The sequence below is a fragment of the Halomonas sp. hl-4 genome (assembly GCF_900215475.1).
GTDB lineage: Bacteria > Pseudomonadota > Gammaproteobacteria > Pseudomonadales > Halomonadaceae > Vreelandella.
Map to the genome: position 1 here is coordinate 3,377,821 of NZ_LT907845.1, position 15,845 is coordinate 3,393,665.

A 15,845-nucleotide genomic window follows, 5' to 3' on the forward strand; every position below is an offset into this window, starting at 1 on the left:
CTAGTTAACAGGATGCCAAAAATGCGTCGCTACCTTTAAATCTTCTTGGCAATCGACCTCTGCCCAGCCGTTCTCGATCAAGGCAGCGCGGGCTTCCCAGCCGCTGTTGATCAGGTGTTGTAAGAAACTGGTCATGTACATGTTGGGGTAGTCGTTGCCGTCGTACAGGGCATCCTTGTCCATTTGTTGCCATGTGGTAAGCAGTTTGGGCACATGGTCGGCGCGGATTTTAATTAGCCCGGTGTATTGACCTTGTATGTCATCGTAGGACTGAGGTTTTTTACCCAGCTCAATAATGTGGTTGCCATCTTCCAGCTTGAGGGTTTCCGCATCGCTCAGCGGGTCGTCCATACGTGCTGCCCAGTATCGATGCCACTCTTTATCTACCGCTAAACAGATAGGCGAGTTGCAGGCATTGAGCGCGGCAAGCACCCGAGGCTCATAGACGATATCGCCGTAGCTGATAATCAAGTCGCTCTCGCCGGTCATGATGGATGCCGCCGCGAAAAGCGTGGTGACCATGTTGGTGCTGGCGTAATCCAGGTTTAGGTGGCGAGTGATGTCGGACCGGTCAAGCTGTTCGGCACAGTAGCCTGCCACGATATGAATCTCGTTAATGCCTGCGCCGCGTAAGGTAGTCAGCTGGTGCTCCAGCATTGGTTTGCCGGCAAGTTCGACAAGGCATTTGGGCTTGTGGTCGGTGAGTGGCCGCAGGCGTGTGCCTTGGCCAGCCGCAAGAATAATGGCCTTCATGGCAATGTACCCTGGGTTAAAAATGTATTGATCAGGTGGCGGTCCGCGTCGGCGATGGGGCTATCGCGCTCTGGATGCCACATGATACCTAACCAAGGGCGTTGGTAGTGGCATAATGCTTCGATAGTGCCATCGTTGGCCCACGCAAGAGCTTTTAGGTCATACCCTAAATCGTCAACTGTTAGCCCTTGGCCGTGGTAGCTATTGACCCAGCGGCCTGATTTGGGAGTGAGTGGCCCGGTTACCCAGTGAACATTGCCAATATGGTCAGCTACTGAGCGTAAGCGCCCCCCTTGATAGTGGTTGAACATTTGTAAGCCACGGCAAATACCCAGTACAGGGATGTTATGGTGAATGGCATGGTCGAGTGCTGCTTTTTCTAGGGCATCACGGTGGGTCGCACTTCCTATGTCGTTACCGCCGGAAAGCACGATTGCATCAGGTGCCAGTTTATCCAGGTATGCCTCTGGGTTGGCAATCGTATTGGGCAACGGCATGGGCAAGAAGCCTAGCTGCCAGAGCAACTCCGCCATGCGGGTGTCTAGGCTGTCGCGTACTTCATTGCGGCCTTCAATGGCATCTTGGCGTTGACTTATCGCTACCCGCTTCATTGGATCACTCGCAATATGCTGTTGCTGGGACTCAGCTCGATGACGCGTGCGCGTGCCAGTTCGCGGAAGCGTTGCTCGCCGACCCCGATAGCAGCGGGTAAGCCAAACTCGGCGGCCCGGATCGCCATATGTGAGTTGGCGCCGCCGTACAACGTGATAAGGCCGGCAATACCTTGGCCAAACAGCCAGTCATAGCCTGGGTCCGCTTGTGGAATCAGCACCAGCCGCCCGGCGACATGTGCATTGACATCCGCGGGTTGGTCGCTCAGGTCGATACAGTTCGCGGTTATGCTGTCGGAGCCAATGAAATTGGGCTGGTCTGCGCCCAGTATGAAGGCTTCAAAATCGCTTTCTTTCGCCACCAGGGGAGGGAGCTCGCAGGTTGATGCAATACGTTGTGCTAGGGACTCTTCCTCTGCTCGCTGATGCAAGGAGTCCGCGACCGCGCTTAATGACTGCACGCTATGGCGAAGGGTTAGCAGGTCGTTCAAGGATAGGTGCGAAACGTGTTCACGTGTTAGGCCATATTCGTGACCAACGTCAGCCAGCGATTCTAATGCCGCGGATAAATTACGGGTAAAGATGAATTTGGCGTATTCACGGCCTTCGATGGCCTGGCGCAGAAAGCTTTCCACGAGCTCTGGTTCGCTTGGCAGGCCGATATCGGCCAACGCCTGACAGAAAGCGTCGCGTTCATCATGCCATGCGTGCGGCTCTGCCTTTTCATGGGCTGCCGCTTTGGCGTGTTCGACGAGGGGCCTCAAGAAGCGCTCGGGGTCGGCGTCATAGCGGGGGGAAGTAATATCGTAAGTGCCAGGCCTGAGGTGGCCGTACCGGGCCTTGAAGTCTTCCCACGACATATCTCCCGTGGCGGTCATTTTGGCATCCGCTGTAAGCTCGTGGCTCACAGTATGCAGCGTCGAAAGAAAGCTTTCGCGGGCGTGATTGGTCAACATCCCCGTTGCCTGCGCTTCACGTAACAGAGTAACCGCCACAAAACCGCTACGAGCTAAGTGAGCAAAAGGCAATGCACCCAGGCGCCGACAATCATCGAGCAAGGCATAGGCGCGTTCTAACGCGGGTAAGTCCTTTTCCGCCATCAGGGCATCAAAGCGCTGCGAGAGTTGGTGAATAAGCGCCAGATCCTGTGGACAGCGCTGAAAGGCGTTGGCAGTGATTCGGCGTAAACCGCTACGCAATTGCGCAACATCGTCTCGGCTAAAGCCTCCTTGCTGCTTCAGGCGTTTTTCCCAGCGTTCAAACCCTGGCGCCAGGCAGGTGGGAACTACGTCGAACTCGACTTTATCGTGTAGCTCGGGGTGTTTGCTGAGCCAACCTGTATAGAAATTCAATAGCCTACCGGCAAGGCCTTCGCTCAGTTCTGAGGGGAGAAAAGAGGCAAAACTGGCACGAACATCAACGTAGGGGTGGCCTGCAAATTCCGTTAACAAAGGGGCTGGCCTGACATCACGATAACCGTATTCAGCTCGCTGTATTGCCCATGTTTCGTCCATTATCAAATAGCGATATAAACTTTTCGCAAGCGCGCCGGGTGATGTGCCAATAATTTCGGCTGGGTTCCAGTCGGGCATGACGCCGTAAAGCGCTGCGGCTTTGCCTGGTAAGTGAGGAAGAGCGTTGGATTGCGCTAGCCAGCGGGTATGTGCTAATTGGATGGCTTCATGACAGCGGCTGTCGTCGCAATCGCTATTACTCCGGTCAACGGCAATCGGGCGTACTTGTAGAATATAAACGGTGTTATCGGTGTCGATAGCGAACTCTATATCTAACGCATCGTAACTCAGTAATGATTCGATTTCCTTGAGTGCTTTAATCAGGCCAGCTAAAGCAGGCTCGGGCAACTCCTTTTCGGTGCTTTCGCGACGCAGCAGTAGCGTTCGGTGATCGCTGCTCACGCCACTGGTAATCGCTTCTGTATCACCATTGGTTTCGTAATTGACCACATACCATGGTGCGCCATGCTTTAAAGTTCTGGTAAAGGCAACACCGCTTATCCGAACGTCGGTGACCATGGGCTGTATAAGCACTTGGTCGTCTGACGCAGCTTCGCCGTATGAGTTGATAACCTGATTGACGGCATCCGCCAGTTCGCTATTGGTATCAACATTCAGCAAGCTTTCATAACCACCGGCATTGGAGGCGTAAAACGAATCTTCACTACGTGCGCTGGAACGAACGACAACTCGCTGATTGCCAAATTGCTTGCGCGTTTTTGACAAAGTGGCGTTGGGGTTTGAGCGCCAGCTTGATACCGAACAGGCAACCTGGTCTTGGATGATAGCGTGTCGCATCATGCCGCGTAAGCGGCTAAGTGTTTCCGCTTTTGTCCCTAGTATAAAATGCGCAATATCCTGAGGGTCGTTGAATTCTGCCCAGTCACCGGCAACATCAACGGCGGCCACACTGCATCCAAAAACTCGCAAATACTCAATATAATCAGATAAATGGCGGCGAGTTAGGCTTTCTGGGGCTTTCTCTCGCAGTTCAGCCAGCTGCTTCAATGCCTTGGATGAAAAGCGCACGAGTCCGATAAATTCACCATCAGCCCAGTCAACAGGTACATCACCGCCCAGACGCACTATATGACCGTTATTCACGACTACCTTTTCACGGTGATCAAGGTGCTCTGCGGCTCGACCTGAGTATCGTTTTTCCCATGCGCTATCCCAGGCGACAGCTATATCGGCATCGCACTGCGTAAGGGCAGTGGGCACGGTTTCACGAAAAAGAATGTCGCTATAACAGACCAGCAAAGGTTGATCTGTTGGAAAGTTCGCCACTAAGAGAGAGGCGCCGCTGCCGGTATTTTCCCAATTTTGGTTCTTGGCTAGCGTGAGCTTGGGGTAGCTTGCTTGAACAGCATCTGCCTGATACCCGGCAACAAAGGTTGCTTCATTTAGCTCACATCGTGAGGCGTCAAGTATCCACTGGAGCATGGACGTACCAGACCTGGGCTCTCTTAATGCAGCAGGCTTTTTCCCGTGGTGGGGAGCGCCTGCACCGAGAATAATGAGTTTTGGCATTGATAGTCCCAAAATGCTTGTTGGATCAGAAAGACAGTTCACTTGCTTTATCGTATTGGTCGACAGCGGTGCGGTGGTCGATAAATACCGCGCCGCAGGAAATCAATTTTTTTACACAAGGTCGTCTAATTATTAATCATGGTACTAGGCATTAGTTTGCCTGAAATTGTTTGCAGCGAAACGCTCAATATGCCCAAGTTTTTGATGCCATTGGTAGCGATGGAGTCTCGGTGCTGTGGCTTACTGGCGTGGGGAATCGGTTATCGTTAACCTTGTCTGATAAACAGTTTGCCAACGGTCAGTACATCTAGCTGCTGAATGGCGATAACGTATGCCATGGTCGATAGTGAACCGTTAATTAAGTGAGCCCGCCATGAGTACAGATGAACACGAACATGTCGCGGAGGAGCTGGAAACGCTGATTCGCGATACTGGACAACGCGATCAAACAGCAGCGGGAGCAGACACGCTTGATGCTGCTGGAATAAAACAGTTGTAGTCTTCTCCTCGCACACAGGCCTTTTGTATGGATAAGCACAGGGCGAGTAACTTGGTATATGATTTTTTCTGATGTATGCCTGCTGGTCGCGCAGTTCAGACGGCTCACAAGGCAGTGCTCACATACTAACCAGAAGAGAAACGGCGGTGGATTCCACAGAATTGATACTCATGATCGCCATTTTGTCGATCTGGTTCAGCCTTACCTGTGGCTTGGTGGTGTTATATTTGCTGTTGAACGGGAAATCACTGGAAGTAAATTTCCGTTCGGCTAAGTGCTCTGAATCCTTGCCTGTGACCCCATCTAGTTCAACAGCGCCAGATAATACCCCAGTGCTGGTGGATGAAAGCGCCAGTGCCTGGGGGCTGTTTGTGATGTTTGATGAGCCGACGATGGCTAGCAACGAACGCTTAAGCGTCGTGCTTTTATCTTCTGGCGCGGTGTATGAAAGCAGCACTAAGTCTTTCACCCTGGCGGGAGACTCACCCCGCAACCCGATTCATATTGCTAACGCCTACCCACCCGCCTCACTGCCTTCCTTCAACCAGGATAACGGTCAATTCCCTGTGAAGGGCGTGGCGTTGAAAATGATCAAGAAATCGCGTAGTGCCACGCCCAACAAACTTCAGCTGGTGCGCTTGGTAAAGTTAGCCAAAGAACTCGCACGGATTGGCGGAAAGGTCGTGGATGCCGACAAGCAACCAGTGACCCCCAGCGGTTTTCAAGCAGTGATCGACGGGAAGGCGAAAGTGTAGGTGTTTCTCAGAAGTGGAGCAGTTGCTTAGAGTAGAGAGACAGCGCCTTATTTACCTGATTTTGTATGCGCTGTATGCCCCAAAAGCTCAATGGAAAAAGAGGGCAGGGCTCACGCCAAAGCGTTTGGCGAGCGCCTCGATATGGCGGCGGGTAAGGTCGCGTCCCTTGCGGTTGAGTATTCTGGAAACCAGCGACTTGCTGCCTATTTCGGGTAGGTCTGCGACACCAAGCCCGTGCTGGTCCATCAGGGACCTGAGCATATCCACCGCATCCTGAGACTGAACACCGGCATTGAACTCGGTAAATTCTTTGGAGGCATTTTCCCACTCCTCAATGGCATCGGTAAGGCGCTCAATAAGGGCGATATTGTTATCGACGTCGTCAATCAGCTCGCCGACCATGGTCAGCGCCTCTTGATACTCCGCCTCAGAGTGGATATGAGACAAGAACGGTACGGCGTGGAAAACAGCCTTGGCCTCTTCGAGGTAGGGGGTGGCATTCATTTATCGGCCTCCTTGGCATACCGACGACAAAGCTTGGCGTATTCGGAATGCGTAGTAATGTGCTTCACGTACAGAATCTGTTGCTCGAACGAGATAAACGCAATTAGTCTCAGGCCTGAGAAGATTGCCAAGCCACTAGCTTTCACGCGACCACTGAGCGAGCCGCCAGCTTTTATTGTATGCAATATTACTCGCCCCTGTGCCTCAAGCCCTTCCCCCCGCAGCCGATACTATAAAAGATAGGATGCATCTTAATCCCGCCAGGGTCGGCTTCACCATTATAAGTATTACAATCAGCAGGTGATGCAATGCTGGAGAAACTCCACAAGATCAATGTGAAATACACCCTGGCGTTTATCCTGGTGGCCTTGTCGCTGCTGGGCGTTGTGGTGGTCGATAGCCTGCTAGTCCAATCCATACGTGAACGCATGACGGCATTCAGCGGCTCGTTTAATCCGGCGGTGTCAGCGGTGCTCAATGCGGACCGTGATTTGTATCAGTCGCGGGTAGCAGAGCTTGAAGTGCTGCGCGAAGAACCGGGTAGTCAGGCGGCTAGCGCCCAGTACGATGATTACCTTGAAAATGCCGAGCAGGCGTATGACCGGATGCATGACTTCCTCACGCTGCTGGACGCGTATCCGCAGGTGAGCGAGGGGCTTGAGCCGTTCGAGGATCGCTTTACGGCCTGGGAGGCGGCGTCCCTGCGTGTCTTTGAGCTTCATGCGGACGGCGAAGTTGATGCCGCTGAGGAGCAACTGGAAGGCGACTCTTTAGCGGCCTTTAACTCTTTACGTGAGCTATACAACATCGCCGGTGAAAGCGCTGATGCGCGTGGCTTGGCCCTTGAGGAAGAAACGTTGGCCCAAGTCGCCGTGCAGCAGCGCTGGGTGATGGGCTTCACCGCCTTGGTGCTCCTTGCCACATTGGTCATTGCCTTGATGGGGCCGAACCTGATGTCTCGGGCGCTTCGTCAAGTCAGCGGGCGCATTCGCGATATTACCCAGGGCGAGGGCGACCTGACGGCGCGCATTAATAGCCAGCGTCGCGACGAGATCGGCGAGCTGGCCCGCGAGTTTGATGGCTTCATTGCCCGTATGGATGTCAGCTTCCAGGCGGTGCGAGATGGCGCCCGCAATGTCAATGTGGCATCGAATGAGATTGCCTCAGGCAGTGAGGATCTCGCGTCGCGAACGGAAGAACAGGCTTCGGCGCTGCAAGAGACGGCGTCCAGCATGGAGGAAATGTCCTCTATCGTCCGCCAGAACAGCGAGTCGGCCAGCAATGCCGATACGCTTTCCAGTCAAGCCTCCGAAAAAGCCGAGAAGGGTGTTAAAGAGGTCCAGCACTCGGTGGCCTTGATGCGCGAGCTTGAAACCAGTTCGCGCCAAGTGGGTGAAATTGTCGAAGTCATTGACTCGATTGCCTTCCAGACTAATATCTTGGCGCTTAACGCCTCGGTCGAGGCGGCGCGTGCGGGCGAGCATGGCCGTGGCTTTGCGGTGGTGGCCAGCGAAGTGCGCAACCTCGCCAGCCGCAGCGCGGACTCATCCAAAAAGATTCGTGAGATGATTACGGATATCAGTCAGCGCATCGCCAGCGGGGCCGAGCAAGCGGTACGTAGCGGCGAGGGCATTCAGGATACGGTAGAAGCCATCCGCCAAGTCTCGGGACTAATGAACGAGATTTCGCTGGCCGTACGCGAGCAGGAATCCGGTATCCAGCAGGTGGGCACGGCGCTAACACAGATGGATTCCGCCACGCAGCAGAACGTCACGCTGGTATCGCAAACCAGCGGCTCGGCGGCGTCACTCCAGCAGGAGGCCAACCGTCTCACGCGCTTAGTGGATGCGTTCAAGCTCAGTGGCGATGGCTCAGAGACTACTTCTTCAGCGTTACCCAAGCCGGCTTCCCAGCAGGCAGCTCAACGTAACCCGATGAAAAACGAACCTGAGTGGGAAGCTTTTTAGATGAGTTGTCAGTGCTCGACCCGTCACGGTCTGGGCTAAAATTGATTTTCCTGGTTTTTGTTCGATAATGAGAGGCTTTACATGGCGCCCCTGGGGGATGGGGCGCTCAGTTCCTCTTTCAGCAGGGAATCAACGCATGGACCCGCATAAACTGGCGGTAGCCTTGGCCATTGCAGCAGGTTGGCTAAGTTTTAACAGTCTTATTCTCTCAATGTATTTCATACTAAGTAAAAGAGGGATATTGGAAGTCGACGGTTGGAAAATGGGCGAGTGGCTGAAGCTTGGGCGACGATTATCACCTGTTGCCGAGCGGGGCGTATTGCCATCCCGGTCGCCTGTCGCGGATATAAAGGTGAACACCTCCTCTACGCTACCTAGCCATGAAGATAGTGTAGAGGAGGTGGCTCCTGAAAAGGACAAGGCTGGCGAATACAACGCTGTGCATGTCCTTTTTGTCATGTATAGCCAGCCCAATATCGCAATCAATAAAAAACTCCAGCTGTGCTTGCAAAACTGGGAGGCCCACTACGATGCCGATCTTAAGGTTTACATCGTGCCTGGGGTTACCCCACAGAACCCGTTACGCATTGCCAACGCTTACCCGCCTGGGGAAATGCCTTCCCTGGAGGCTTTTCAGCAGACGGAGAACCTGATTAGCGGCGTGAGCGTGATTCTCGAAAAGCCGAAGCGTAAGCGTGGTTTTGATAAGGTCCAGTTGGAAAAGCTTATTATCTTTACGCAACAATTAGCCGCCTTAGGCGGCGAGATACTCGATGCCCAGCGCCAAGTCGCTACGCTTAAAACGTTCAACGCTATACGGTACAAATAGTCCACCAACGAGGCTGGCTGTATATTCAATAAAAGAATAAAAAGTGGTTTTAATATTCTTTTGTTCGCTTTTGTGATGCGTTTAAAATAGCCATCATTAACGCCACATGGCTTTCTGTGCGGCTATTTGAATCGTCGGAATATCGACCTAACGAGGTAACAGATTCATGCGACTAACACGCACGCTGAATATGACCCTGGGCGCGTTTGCATTAAGCATCGCCAGCGGGTTATTTGCCGCCACTGCCCAAGCCGATACGCTGAAGGTTGGCATGTCGGGCGGTTATTTCCCCTTTACCTTTGTGGAGCAGGACGAACTCAAAGGGTTTGAAGTCGATGTCATGAACGCCGTAGGTGAGATAACCGGCGATGACATCGAGTTCGTGACGGCAAGCTTTTCTGGCTTGGCCGGTATGCTGGAATCTGGACGGATCGATACGATTGCCAACCAGATTACGATAACCGAAGAGCGCCAAGCGAAGTATGCATTCACCTCACCGTATGTTTACGATGGTGCGCAGATAGTGGTTCGGGCAGGTAACGACACCATTCAAGGCGTAGAGGACTTATCCGGTAAAAGCGTCGCCGTGAACCTCGGGTCTAATTTCGAGCAACTGCTACGTGAACTGCCCAATGCTGATGAAATCGATATCCGTACCTACGAGTCTAACGTCGAGCAGGACGTGGCGGTTGGCCGGGTGGATGCCTTTGTGATGGACCGAGTGAGTGCCAGCCAGGTCATTAGCGAGCGCAATTTGCCGCTTGAGTTGTCGGGGCAGCCATTCAATACCATCGAAAATGCGCTACCGTTCCGTGATGATGAAGAAGGCCGTGCCCAGCGCGACCGTGTCGACGCAGCGCTCGAAGAACTACGCGATAACGGAACGCTAGCGGATATATCGCAGAAATGGTTCGATACTGACATCACCCAACCATAATCGAGGCTCTCGCCTGTTGATGGCGGCCGTGGCAATGCCACGGCCGTTTTGCTTATAAGCGACGTAACTATGCTGAATGTGGAGTATATGTGGGGCCTGCTACCGGTCCTGTTGAGTTATTTACCGTTAACGCTGCAGATGGCAACTATCGCCATGCTGTTTGCGCTGATCATCGCCTGTCTGTTAGCGGTAGTTCGGGTCTCGCGGATACCGGTGCTGAATGGTGGGGCACTGCTGTTTATTTCGTTCTTCCGTGGAACGCCGCTGCTGGTGCAGCTATTTCTATTTTACTACGGCCTACCGCAACTGATTGATGCGCTCATTTCCATTAATGGCGTGACCGCCGCCGTGCTGGGCCTAACGCTGCATTTCGCGGCGTATATGGCGGAATCCATTCGTGCGGCCATTGTGGGAATCGACCGGAGCCAGACCGAGGCGGCGCTTTCCATCGGCATGACCCAGTCGCAATTGATGCGCCGTATTATCCTGCCCCAGGCGACCCGTGTGGCAACGCCGACGCTGATGAATTATTTCATCGATATGATTAAGGCCACCTCGCTGGCGTTTACCCTGGGTGTCACCGAGCTAATGGGCGCTACCCAAAAAGAGGCCTCAGGAAGCTTTCTCTATTTGGAGGCGTTCCTGCTAGTGGCGATTATTTACTGGGTGGTGGTGGAGGTGCTCTCATGGGGCCAGCGCCGTCTGGAAACGTATCTGAATAAGGCGTATCAGCGATGATCACTCTGGAATCTGTCAGCAAGCGATTTGGTCAGCAGCCAGTGTTTACAGACATCAATTTGCATTTAGACCAGGGTGAAATCATTGTCATTATTGGCCCGTCGGGGACCGGTAAATCGACCCTGCTGCGCTGTATTAACTTTCTTGAACGCCCGGAAGCGGGGCATATCACGGTAGGCAACTTACGCGTCGATGCACGCCAAGTAAGCCGCGCCGATATTCTGGCACTGCGGCGAAGAACCGCCTTTGTGTTTCAGAACTATGGTCTGTTTGCGAACAAAACGGCGCTGGAAAACATTAGCGAAGGCATGATTGTGGTAGACAAGCTGCCCAAGGCTCAAGCCGACGCGCGGGCGAGGGATATTTTGGCGCGGATTGGCTTGGCGGATAAAGCGGATGCCTACCCGGCATCGCTTTCCGGTGGCCAGCAGCAACGGGTTGGTATTGGTCGGGCAATGGCGGCCAATGCCGATGTGATTCTGTTTGATGAGCCTACGTCGTCGCTTGACCCTCAGTGGGTCGAGGAGGTGCTGAGCCTGATGAAGCAGCTGGCGGTTGAGCGCCAGACGATGATCGTGGTCACCCATGAAATGCAGTTCGCCCGGGAAGTAGCGGACCGGGTTGTCTTCATGGACGAAGGCGGCATCGTCGAGCAGGGCCCGCCGGAGGAACTGTTTACGGCACCCAAGGATGAGCGCACGCGCCACTTTTTGCGCAAGATTTTGGCGCCCATGGGGCAGACAGTGCCGTGATTGTCGATAGCATTATGGTTTGCGAAAATTTCGAATAATGCTACTCTGAAGGGTAAGTCCCTTGTGTTTTTAGGAGGAGAGGCAATGGTCTCGCTTACCGCCATGCTGCCCAGCCAAGAAGAGGCAGCGCTTGCTAAGCTATCAAGCCGGGAATTAGCTGCGTTTGTGGAAACAAAAGCCTCCACGCAGCAGGTAATGCTTTCCGGCAAGGATGGTCATGCGCATCACGTTGAAGTGCCCGTAAGCGCACTTCGTTTGTTGGTAGATATTCTGACGGAGCTAGGTGAAGGTAATACCGTAAAGCTGATCCCTGTTCATGCAGAGATGACCACCCAGGAAGCGGCCGATTTGATGAATATGTCGCGTCCGACGTTTATTAAGTTATTGGACGAAGGAAATATTCCTTACCATCGAGTCGGGAATCGTCGCAAAGTTAAGTACACGGATGTGATGGCTTATAAGCAAGAGGTTGATCAGCAGCGGCTTGAAGCCCTTGATGAGCTGTCATCGCTGGATCAGTCACTTGGTCTGGGCTATTGATGAGTTCGTATTACACAGTGGTTTACGATGCCTGTGTCCTTTATCCGGCACCGTTAAGAAGCTTTCTCATTCATTTGACAATAACCGATTTGTATCGTGCTCGTTGGTCGCGTCAAATACATGAGGAATGGATGCGAAACCTGCTGGCTCAGCGTGATGACCTGTCATGGGAAAAGCTTGAGCGCGTTCGTGAGCTAATGGATAGGCACACACGCGATGCAGTCGTGGAAGGTTTTGAGTCATTGATTGATGGGTTGACGTTGCCAGACCCAAATGACCGCCATGTGCTTGCTTGCGCTATTCATAGCGGGGCTGAGGCGATCATTACCTTTAATCTCAAAGACTTTCCAGACGCTGTCCTGGCTCAGTACGATATTAGATCGATACATCCTGATGAGTTTTTATCGGACATGTTGGCGTTAAGTCCAGGTGATGTTATCCAGGCAGCTCAGCGCCATAGACAAAGCTTGAAGAGTCCACCCTTTAATGCCGAAGAATATCTTGATTTGCTATTAAATCAGCGGCTTCCTGAAACGGTCAGTGAGCTTAGGCGCTATCGTCTAATGCTTTGATGCTTAGCGTGGTGTGTTGGTGGCGGACTTTTTACGCTGTTGAAACACGCTAGCAAGCCCGCATTCTGCGTGATAGACTATGCCATCCTCTCAGACAAGACCCGTGAGCGGGCAGCTGAAATGAACTGCTCGCTACACTAATTTGGCCGGGCTATTGCACAAAAATAGCCGCCAAATCAATTGGTTGTTACGGAAGCGTCGTATTGTCCGAGTCGGCGTGCGACGAACACATAGTTAATCCGTTGCCCTTTAAGCGGCAACCTTATTCTCCAAGGAGATACCCAGTGGCGAACAGCAAGCAAGCTCGCAAGCGCGCCCGTCAGGCCGAGAACCGTCGCGTCCTGAAAGCTAGCCAACGCAGCATGGTCCGCACCTACATCAAGCGTGTGATCAAAGCGATCAACACCGGTGACCATGGCAAGGCGATGGAAGAGTTCAAGGCAGCGCAGCCGGTCATCGACCGCATTGCGGATAAAGACGTGCTTTCCAAGAAGAAAGCCGCGCGTCTGAAAAGCCGCATGAACAAGCGCATTAAAGCACTGGCGGCGTAAGCCGGCAGGCGCCTTAAAAAACCGGCTGCGGCCGGTTTTTTTGTGTCTGTGGATTGCCAATGGAAGGGTGACGAGGGCGATGACCACGAATTCGCAGCCGGAAGTCCACGAGCAGCCCCCCCGGCGTGGGTTGATGCGCTCGGGGTTGATTGTCAGCGCCATGACCATGCTCTCGCGGGTTATGGGTTTGGTGCGCGATGTGGTAGTGGCCGCATTGCTGGGCGCGGGTGACGGGGCCGATGCGTTTTTTGTGGCCTTCAAAATCCCCAATTTTCTGCGTCGCTTGTTCGCCGAGGGTGCGTTCAACCAGGCGTTTGTGCCGGTGCTTTCCGAGTACTCGACCCAGCGCAATAAGCAGGAGATCCGTGAACTGCTCAACGCCGTGGCGGGCAGTTTAACGGCCATTCTGGCACTGATTACGGCGCTTGCCATGCTGGGAGCACCCTGGCTGATTTGGCTGTTTGCGCCCGGGTTTGGCCGCGATCCCGAAAAACTCGCCATGACGGCGGACATGCTGCGGTTAACCTTTCCCTATTTATTGCTGATCTCGCTCACCGCCTTTGCCGGTAGCGTGCTGAACACCTGGAACCGCTTTGCGGTGCCAGCGTTCACCCCGGTATTGCTCAATATATCGCTGATTGGCGCGGCCGTGCTGCTAACGCCGTTGATGCAAGAGCCCGCCATGGCGCTGGCCTGGGGGGTATTAATCGCCGGTGTCGCCCAGTTAGTGTTCCAGGTGCCGTTTTTGCTGCGCCTGGGGTTGATGCCGACCCCATGGCCCAACTTGGCCCACGAGGGCGTGCGGCGGATTTTGAAGCTGATGGGCCCGGCGCTGTTTGGCGTGTCGGTGTCGCAGATCAATCTGCTGCTGGACACCGTATTGGCTTCCTTGCTGGCCGCAGGCAGTGTCTCGTGGCTGTACTACTCGGATCGTCTGGTTGAACTGCCGCTGGGGGTATTCGGCGTGGCGATTGGCACGGTGATCTTGCCAGCGCTTTCCAAACGGCATGCTGACCAGTCAAACGTGCACTTTGCTGCCATGCTCGACTGGGCGATCCGCATGGTGCTGTTGCTGGGGTTGCCCGCCGCCCTGGCGCTGGTGGTGCTGGCCGAGCCGCTGTTGATCACGCTGTTTCACTATGGCGCGATGACCGACACCGATATCCAGATGGCGGCGATGAGCCTGCGTGCCTACGCCGTGGGACTGGTGGCCTTTATGCTGATCAAGGTGCTTGCGCCGGGCTTTTTTGCCCGCCAAAACACTAAAACGCCAGTCAAGGTGGCCATTTTTGCCATGGTCGCCAATATGCTGTTCAACCTGATACTGGTTTGGCCGCTGGCCCATGCAGGGTTGGCATTAGCCACGGCGCTGTCGGCGTTTTTGAATGCTGGGCTGCTGGGTTACCTGCTTTATAAAGAGGGCGTGCTGGTGTTTCAGCCGGGCTGGGGGCGCTTTGCGGTGCAACTGGTGGGCGGCTGTGCCCTGATGAGCCTCGCGCTGTATTTTGTCGCGCCCGAATGGACGGCATGGCTTGCCATGAGCCTATGGCAGCGGGTCGCCTGGGTGTCAGGGCTGGTGGCGCTGGGCGCGGGGCTGTACTTTACCTGGCTGGGGGCGTTGGGTTTACGAATACGGCATTTGAAAATGCGTGCCTAACGCTGCACGGCAGCGGCTAGGTTCGTTATAATCAAGGGCTTTGCTGCCTGCTTCTTGGGCGGGTAAGCGGGCTAGCAACGGCTGAGGTGCCATGCGGGTCATTCGAGGTTTGCACAATTTAACGGCGTCTTCGCGGGGCTGCGTGGCGACCATCGGCAATTTTGATGGTGTGCACCGTGGTCATCAGGCGATTTTGCAGCAGTGCCGCGAGCACGCTGCCCGCCTGGGGGCGCCGTTAACCGTGGTGGTGTTTGAACCCCAACCGCGTGAGTTTTTTGCCGGCGACCAGGCGCCGCCAAGGCTTACGCGGCTGCGCGAAAAGGTCCGCCTGTTGGGCCAGCACGGCGCCGAGCAGGTGCTGTGCCTGCCGTTTAACGATGCGCTGCGTAGCCTCACCGGCCGTGAGTTTATCGATCAGGTGCTGATCGACGGGCTCAACGTAAAGCATCTGGTGGTCGGCGACGACTTCCGCTTTGGCTGCGACCGGCGTGGCGATTTTACCCTGCTGGAAGCCGTGGGCCGGGAGTACGGTTTTGGCGTTGAGCATACCCGTACCTTTACCGTCGACGACGAGCGCGTGTCCAGCTCGCGGGTGCGCACGCTGTTGGCCAGCGGCAATTTTACCGCCGCCGAGCGCCAGTTGGGGCGGCCCTATTCAGTCGATGGCCGGGTGGTGCGCGACCAGCAACTGGGGCGTACCATCGGCGTGCCCACTGCTAATTTGCCGATGCTGCCCCAGCCGCTCACGCTACGCGGCGTGTACGCAGTGGTTAGTGAGCTGGAAAACGGCGAGCGCTACTTCGGCGTGGCCAACGTTGGGTTTCGCCCCACGGTAGGCGCCAAGCGGCCGACCCTGGAGGTGCACCTGTTCGATTTTTCAGGCGACCTTTACGGCCAACGCATGACGGTAGTGCCTTGCGCACGGCTGCGGGGCGAGGTGAAGTTTGACGATATTGAGGCACTGAAAGCGCAGATTGAGCGCGATCAGCGTCAGGCGCGGCGCTATTTTGCGGCCGCCGCCGCTGGCAAAAGCGCAGCATTACCGCTGGCCTCGGCCCCCCTCGGGCGAGAGACCGCTTCTTCTGATTCCTCCTTGGCGGGCGATTCCGCCGATGATAACGACGGCTGACCGGACT

Annotated in this window: 17 protein-coding genes; 12 read left to right on the plus strand and 5 right to left on the minus strand. The window is 54.7% G+C overall.

The annotated features are described in order from the left end of the window. From CPH17_RS15875 to CPH17_RS15885, 3 genes are read right to left on the minus strand one after another with little or no spacing between them, the layout of a single operon-like run. Window positions 1–753: a phosphocholine cytidylyltransferase family protein gene (locus CPH17_RS15875; RefSeq protein WP_096300309.1), complete on the minus strand. Its 753-nt coding sequence runs from the start codon at window positions 751–753 to the stop codon at window positions 1–3. Beyond that, window positions 750–1,364, minus strand: a complete 615-nt coding sequence (locus tag CPH17_RS15880; RefSeq protein ID WP_096300311.1) for a gamma-glutamyl-gamma-aminobutyrate hydrolase family protein — start codon at window positions 1,362–1,364, stop codon at window positions 750–752. The genes CPH17_RS15875 and CPH17_RS15880 overlap by 4 nt, the downstream gene beginning before the upstream one ends. After that, window positions 1,361–4,408 (minus strand): PEP/pyruvate-binding domain-containing protein, encoded by a 3,048-nt coding sequence (locus CPH17_RS15885; protein WP_096300314.1) that lies wholly within the window; start codon window positions 4,406–4,408, stop codon window positions 1,361–1,363. The genes CPH17_RS15880 and CPH17_RS15885 overlap by 4 nt, the downstream gene beginning before the upstream one ends. Before the next feature lie 373 nt (window positions 4,409–4,781). Between CPH17_RS15885 and CPH17_RS20410 the strand changes: the two genes are divergently transcribed. After that, entirely contained in the window at window positions 4,782–4,907 is a 126-nt protein-coding gene (locus tag CPH17_RS20410; protein WP_269457710.1) for a hypothetical protein, read from the plus strand. Between the two features lie 146 nt (window positions 4,908–5,053). After that, window positions 5,054–5,662 (plus strand): hypothetical protein, encoded by a 609-nt coding sequence (locus CPH17_RS15890; RefSeq protein WP_157742964.1) that lies wholly within the window; start codon window positions 5,054–5,056, stop codon window positions 5,660–5,662. An 87-nt stretch (window positions 5,663–5,749) separates the two neighbouring features. Here the strand turns inward: CPH17_RS15890 and CPH17_RS15895 are convergent, their stop codons facing one another. Together CPH17_RS15895 and CPH17_RS20535 are read right to left on the minus strand one after the other, a co-directional pair. Further along, complete coding sequence (locus CPH17_RS15895) at window positions 5,750–6,166, minus strand: helix-turn-helix domain-containing protein (protein ID WP_074395216.1); 417 nt, start codon at window positions 6,164–6,166, stop codon at window positions 5,750–5,752. Beyond that, window positions 6,163–6,312, minus strand: a complete 150-nt coding sequence (locus CPH17_RS20535) for a type II toxin-antitoxin system HigB family toxin (RefSeq protein WP_441316774.1) — start codon at window positions 6,310–6,312, stop codon at window positions 6,163–6,165. Before CPH17_RS20535 ends, CPH17_RS15895 begins: the two co-directional genes overlap by 4 nt. Before the next feature lie 162 nt (window positions 6,313–6,474). Between CPH17_RS20535 and CPH17_RS15905 the strand changes: the two genes are divergently transcribed. The 10 genes from CPH17_RS15905 to ribF all read left to right on the plus strand — a co-directional run bounded on the left by CPH17_RS15905 (window position 6,475) and on the right by ribF (window position 15,838). After that, window positions 6,475–8,133, plus strand: a complete 1,659-nt coding sequence (locus CPH17_RS15905; RefSeq protein WP_096300320.1) for a methyl-accepting chemotaxis protein — start codon at window positions 6,475–6,477, stop codon at window positions 8,131–8,133. 163 nt (window positions 8,134–8,296) lie between these two features. Continuing rightward, window positions 8,297–8,962, plus strand: coding sequence for a hypothetical protein (locus tag CPH17_RS15910; RefSeq protein WP_157742965.1), 666 nt, complete (start codon window positions 8,297–8,299; stop codon window positions 8,960–8,962). Between the two features lie 166 nt (window positions 8,963–9,128). Further along, window positions 9,129–9,899 carry an amino acid ABC transporter substrate-binding protein gene (locus CPH17_RS15915; protein WP_096300324.1) on the plus strand — a complete coding sequence of 257 codons (771 nt, stop codon included), beginning with the start codon at window positions 9,129–9,131 and terminating at the stop codon, window positions 9,897–9,899. Between the two features lie 69 nt (window positions 9,900–9,968). Beyond that, on the plus strand, window positions 9,969–10,637 hold the full coding sequence (locus CPH17_RS15920) for an amino acid ABC transporter permease (RefSeq protein WP_096300326.1): 669 nt from the start codon (window positions 9,969–9,971) through the stop codon (window positions 10,635–10,637). Then, complete coding sequence (locus tag CPH17_RS15925) at window positions 10,634–11,389, plus strand: amino acid ABC transporter ATP-binding protein (RefSeq protein ID WP_096300328.1); 756 nt, start codon at window positions 10,634–10,636, stop codon at window positions 11,387–11,389. The genes CPH17_RS15920 and CPH17_RS15925 overlap by 4 nt, the downstream gene beginning before the upstream one ends. 84 nt (window positions 11,390–11,473) lie before the next feature. Further along, window positions 11,474–11,929, plus strand: coding sequence for a helix-turn-helix domain-containing protein (locus CPH17_RS15930; RefSeq protein WP_096300331.1), 456 nt, complete (start codon window positions 11,474–11,476; stop codon window positions 11,927–11,929). After that, window positions 11,929–12,501: a PIN domain-containing protein gene (locus CPH17_RS15935; protein ID WP_096300333.1), complete on the plus strand. Its 573-nt coding sequence runs from the start codon at window positions 11,929–11,931 to the stop codon at window positions 12,499–12,501. Before CPH17_RS15930 ends, CPH17_RS15935 begins: the two co-directional genes overlap by 1 nt. A 284-nt stretch (window positions 12,502–12,785) precedes the next feature. Next, a complete protein-coding gene (rpsT, locus tag CPH17_RS15940) occupies window positions 12,786–13,052 on the plus strand; it encodes a 30S ribosomal protein S20 (RefSeq protein ID WP_074395224.1) in 267 nt (88 codons plus the stop codon). A gap of 79 nt (window positions 13,053–13,131) precedes the next feature. Continuing rightward, the gene (gene murJ / locus CPH17_RS15945; RefSeq protein ID WP_096300335.1) at window positions 13,132–14,709 is read left to right on the plus strand and encodes a murein biosynthesis integral membrane protein MurJ; all 1,578 of its coding nucleotides are present in this window, start codon (window positions 13,132–13,134) and stop codon (window positions 14,707–14,709) included. Between the two features lie 91 nt (window positions 14,710–14,800). After that, a complete protein-coding gene (gene ribF, locus CPH17_RS15950; protein WP_096300337.1) occupies window positions 14,801–15,838 on the plus strand; it encodes a bifunctional riboflavin kinase/FAD synthetase in 1,038 nt (345 codons plus the stop codon). Window positions 15,839–15,845 lie beyond the last annotated feature (7 nt).

Excerpts from the sequence above, each read along its gene's own strand:
- CPH17_RS15880 (WP_096300311.1), bottom strand. The coding sequence starts at position 1,364 with ATGAAGCGGGTAGCGATAAGTCAACGCCAAGATGCCATTGAAGGCCGC.
- CPH17_RS15935 (WP_096300333.1), top strand. The coding sequence starts at position 11,929 with ATGAGTTCGTATTACACAGTGGTTTACGATGCCTGTGTCCTTTATCCG.
- CPH17_RS15925 (WP_096300328.1), top strand. The coding sequence starts at position 10,634 with ATGATCACTCTGGAATCTGTCAGCAAGCGATTTGGTCAGCAGCCAGTG.
- CPH17_RS15905 (WP_096300320.1), top strand. The coding sequence starts at position 6,475 with ATGCTGGAGAAACTCCACAAGATCAATGTGAAATACACCCTGGCGTTT.
- CPH17_RS20410 (WP_269457710.1), top strand. The coding sequence starts at position 4,782 with ATGAGTACAGATGAACACGAACATGTCGCGGAGGAGCTGGAAACGCTG.
- CPH17_RS15920 (WP_096300326.1), top strand. The coding sequence starts at position 9,969 with ATGCTGAATGTGGAGTATATGTGGGGCCTGCTACCGGTCCTGTTGAGT.
- CPH17_RS15875 (WP_096300309.1), bottom strand. The coding sequence starts at position 753 with ATGAAGGCCATTATTCTTGCGGCTGGCCAAGGCACACGCCTGCGGCCA.
- murJ (WP_096300335.1), top strand. The coding sequence starts at position 13,132 with ATGACCACGAATTCGCAGCCGGAAGTCCACGAGCAGCCCCCCCGGCGT.
- CPH17_RS15915 (WP_096300324.1), top strand. The coding sequence starts at position 9,129 with ATGCGACTAACACGCACGCTGAATATGACCCTGGGCGCGTTTGCATTA.
- ribF (WP_096300337.1), top strand. The coding sequence starts at position 14,801 with ATGCGGGTCATTCGAGGTTTGCACAATTTAACGGCGTCTTCGCGGGGC.
- CPH17_RS15895 (WP_074395216.1), bottom strand. The coding sequence starts at position 6,166 with ATGAATGCCACCCCCTACCTCGAAGAGGCCAAGGCTGTTTTCCACGCC.
- CPH17_RS15930 (WP_096300331.1), top strand. The coding sequence starts at position 11,474 with ATGGTCTCGCTTACCGCCATGCTGCCCAGCCAAGAAGAGGCAGCGCTT.
- CPH17_RS15885 (WP_096300314.1), bottom strand. The coding sequence starts at position 4,408 with ATGCCAAAACTCATTATTCTCGGTGCAGGCGCTCCCCACCACGGGAAA.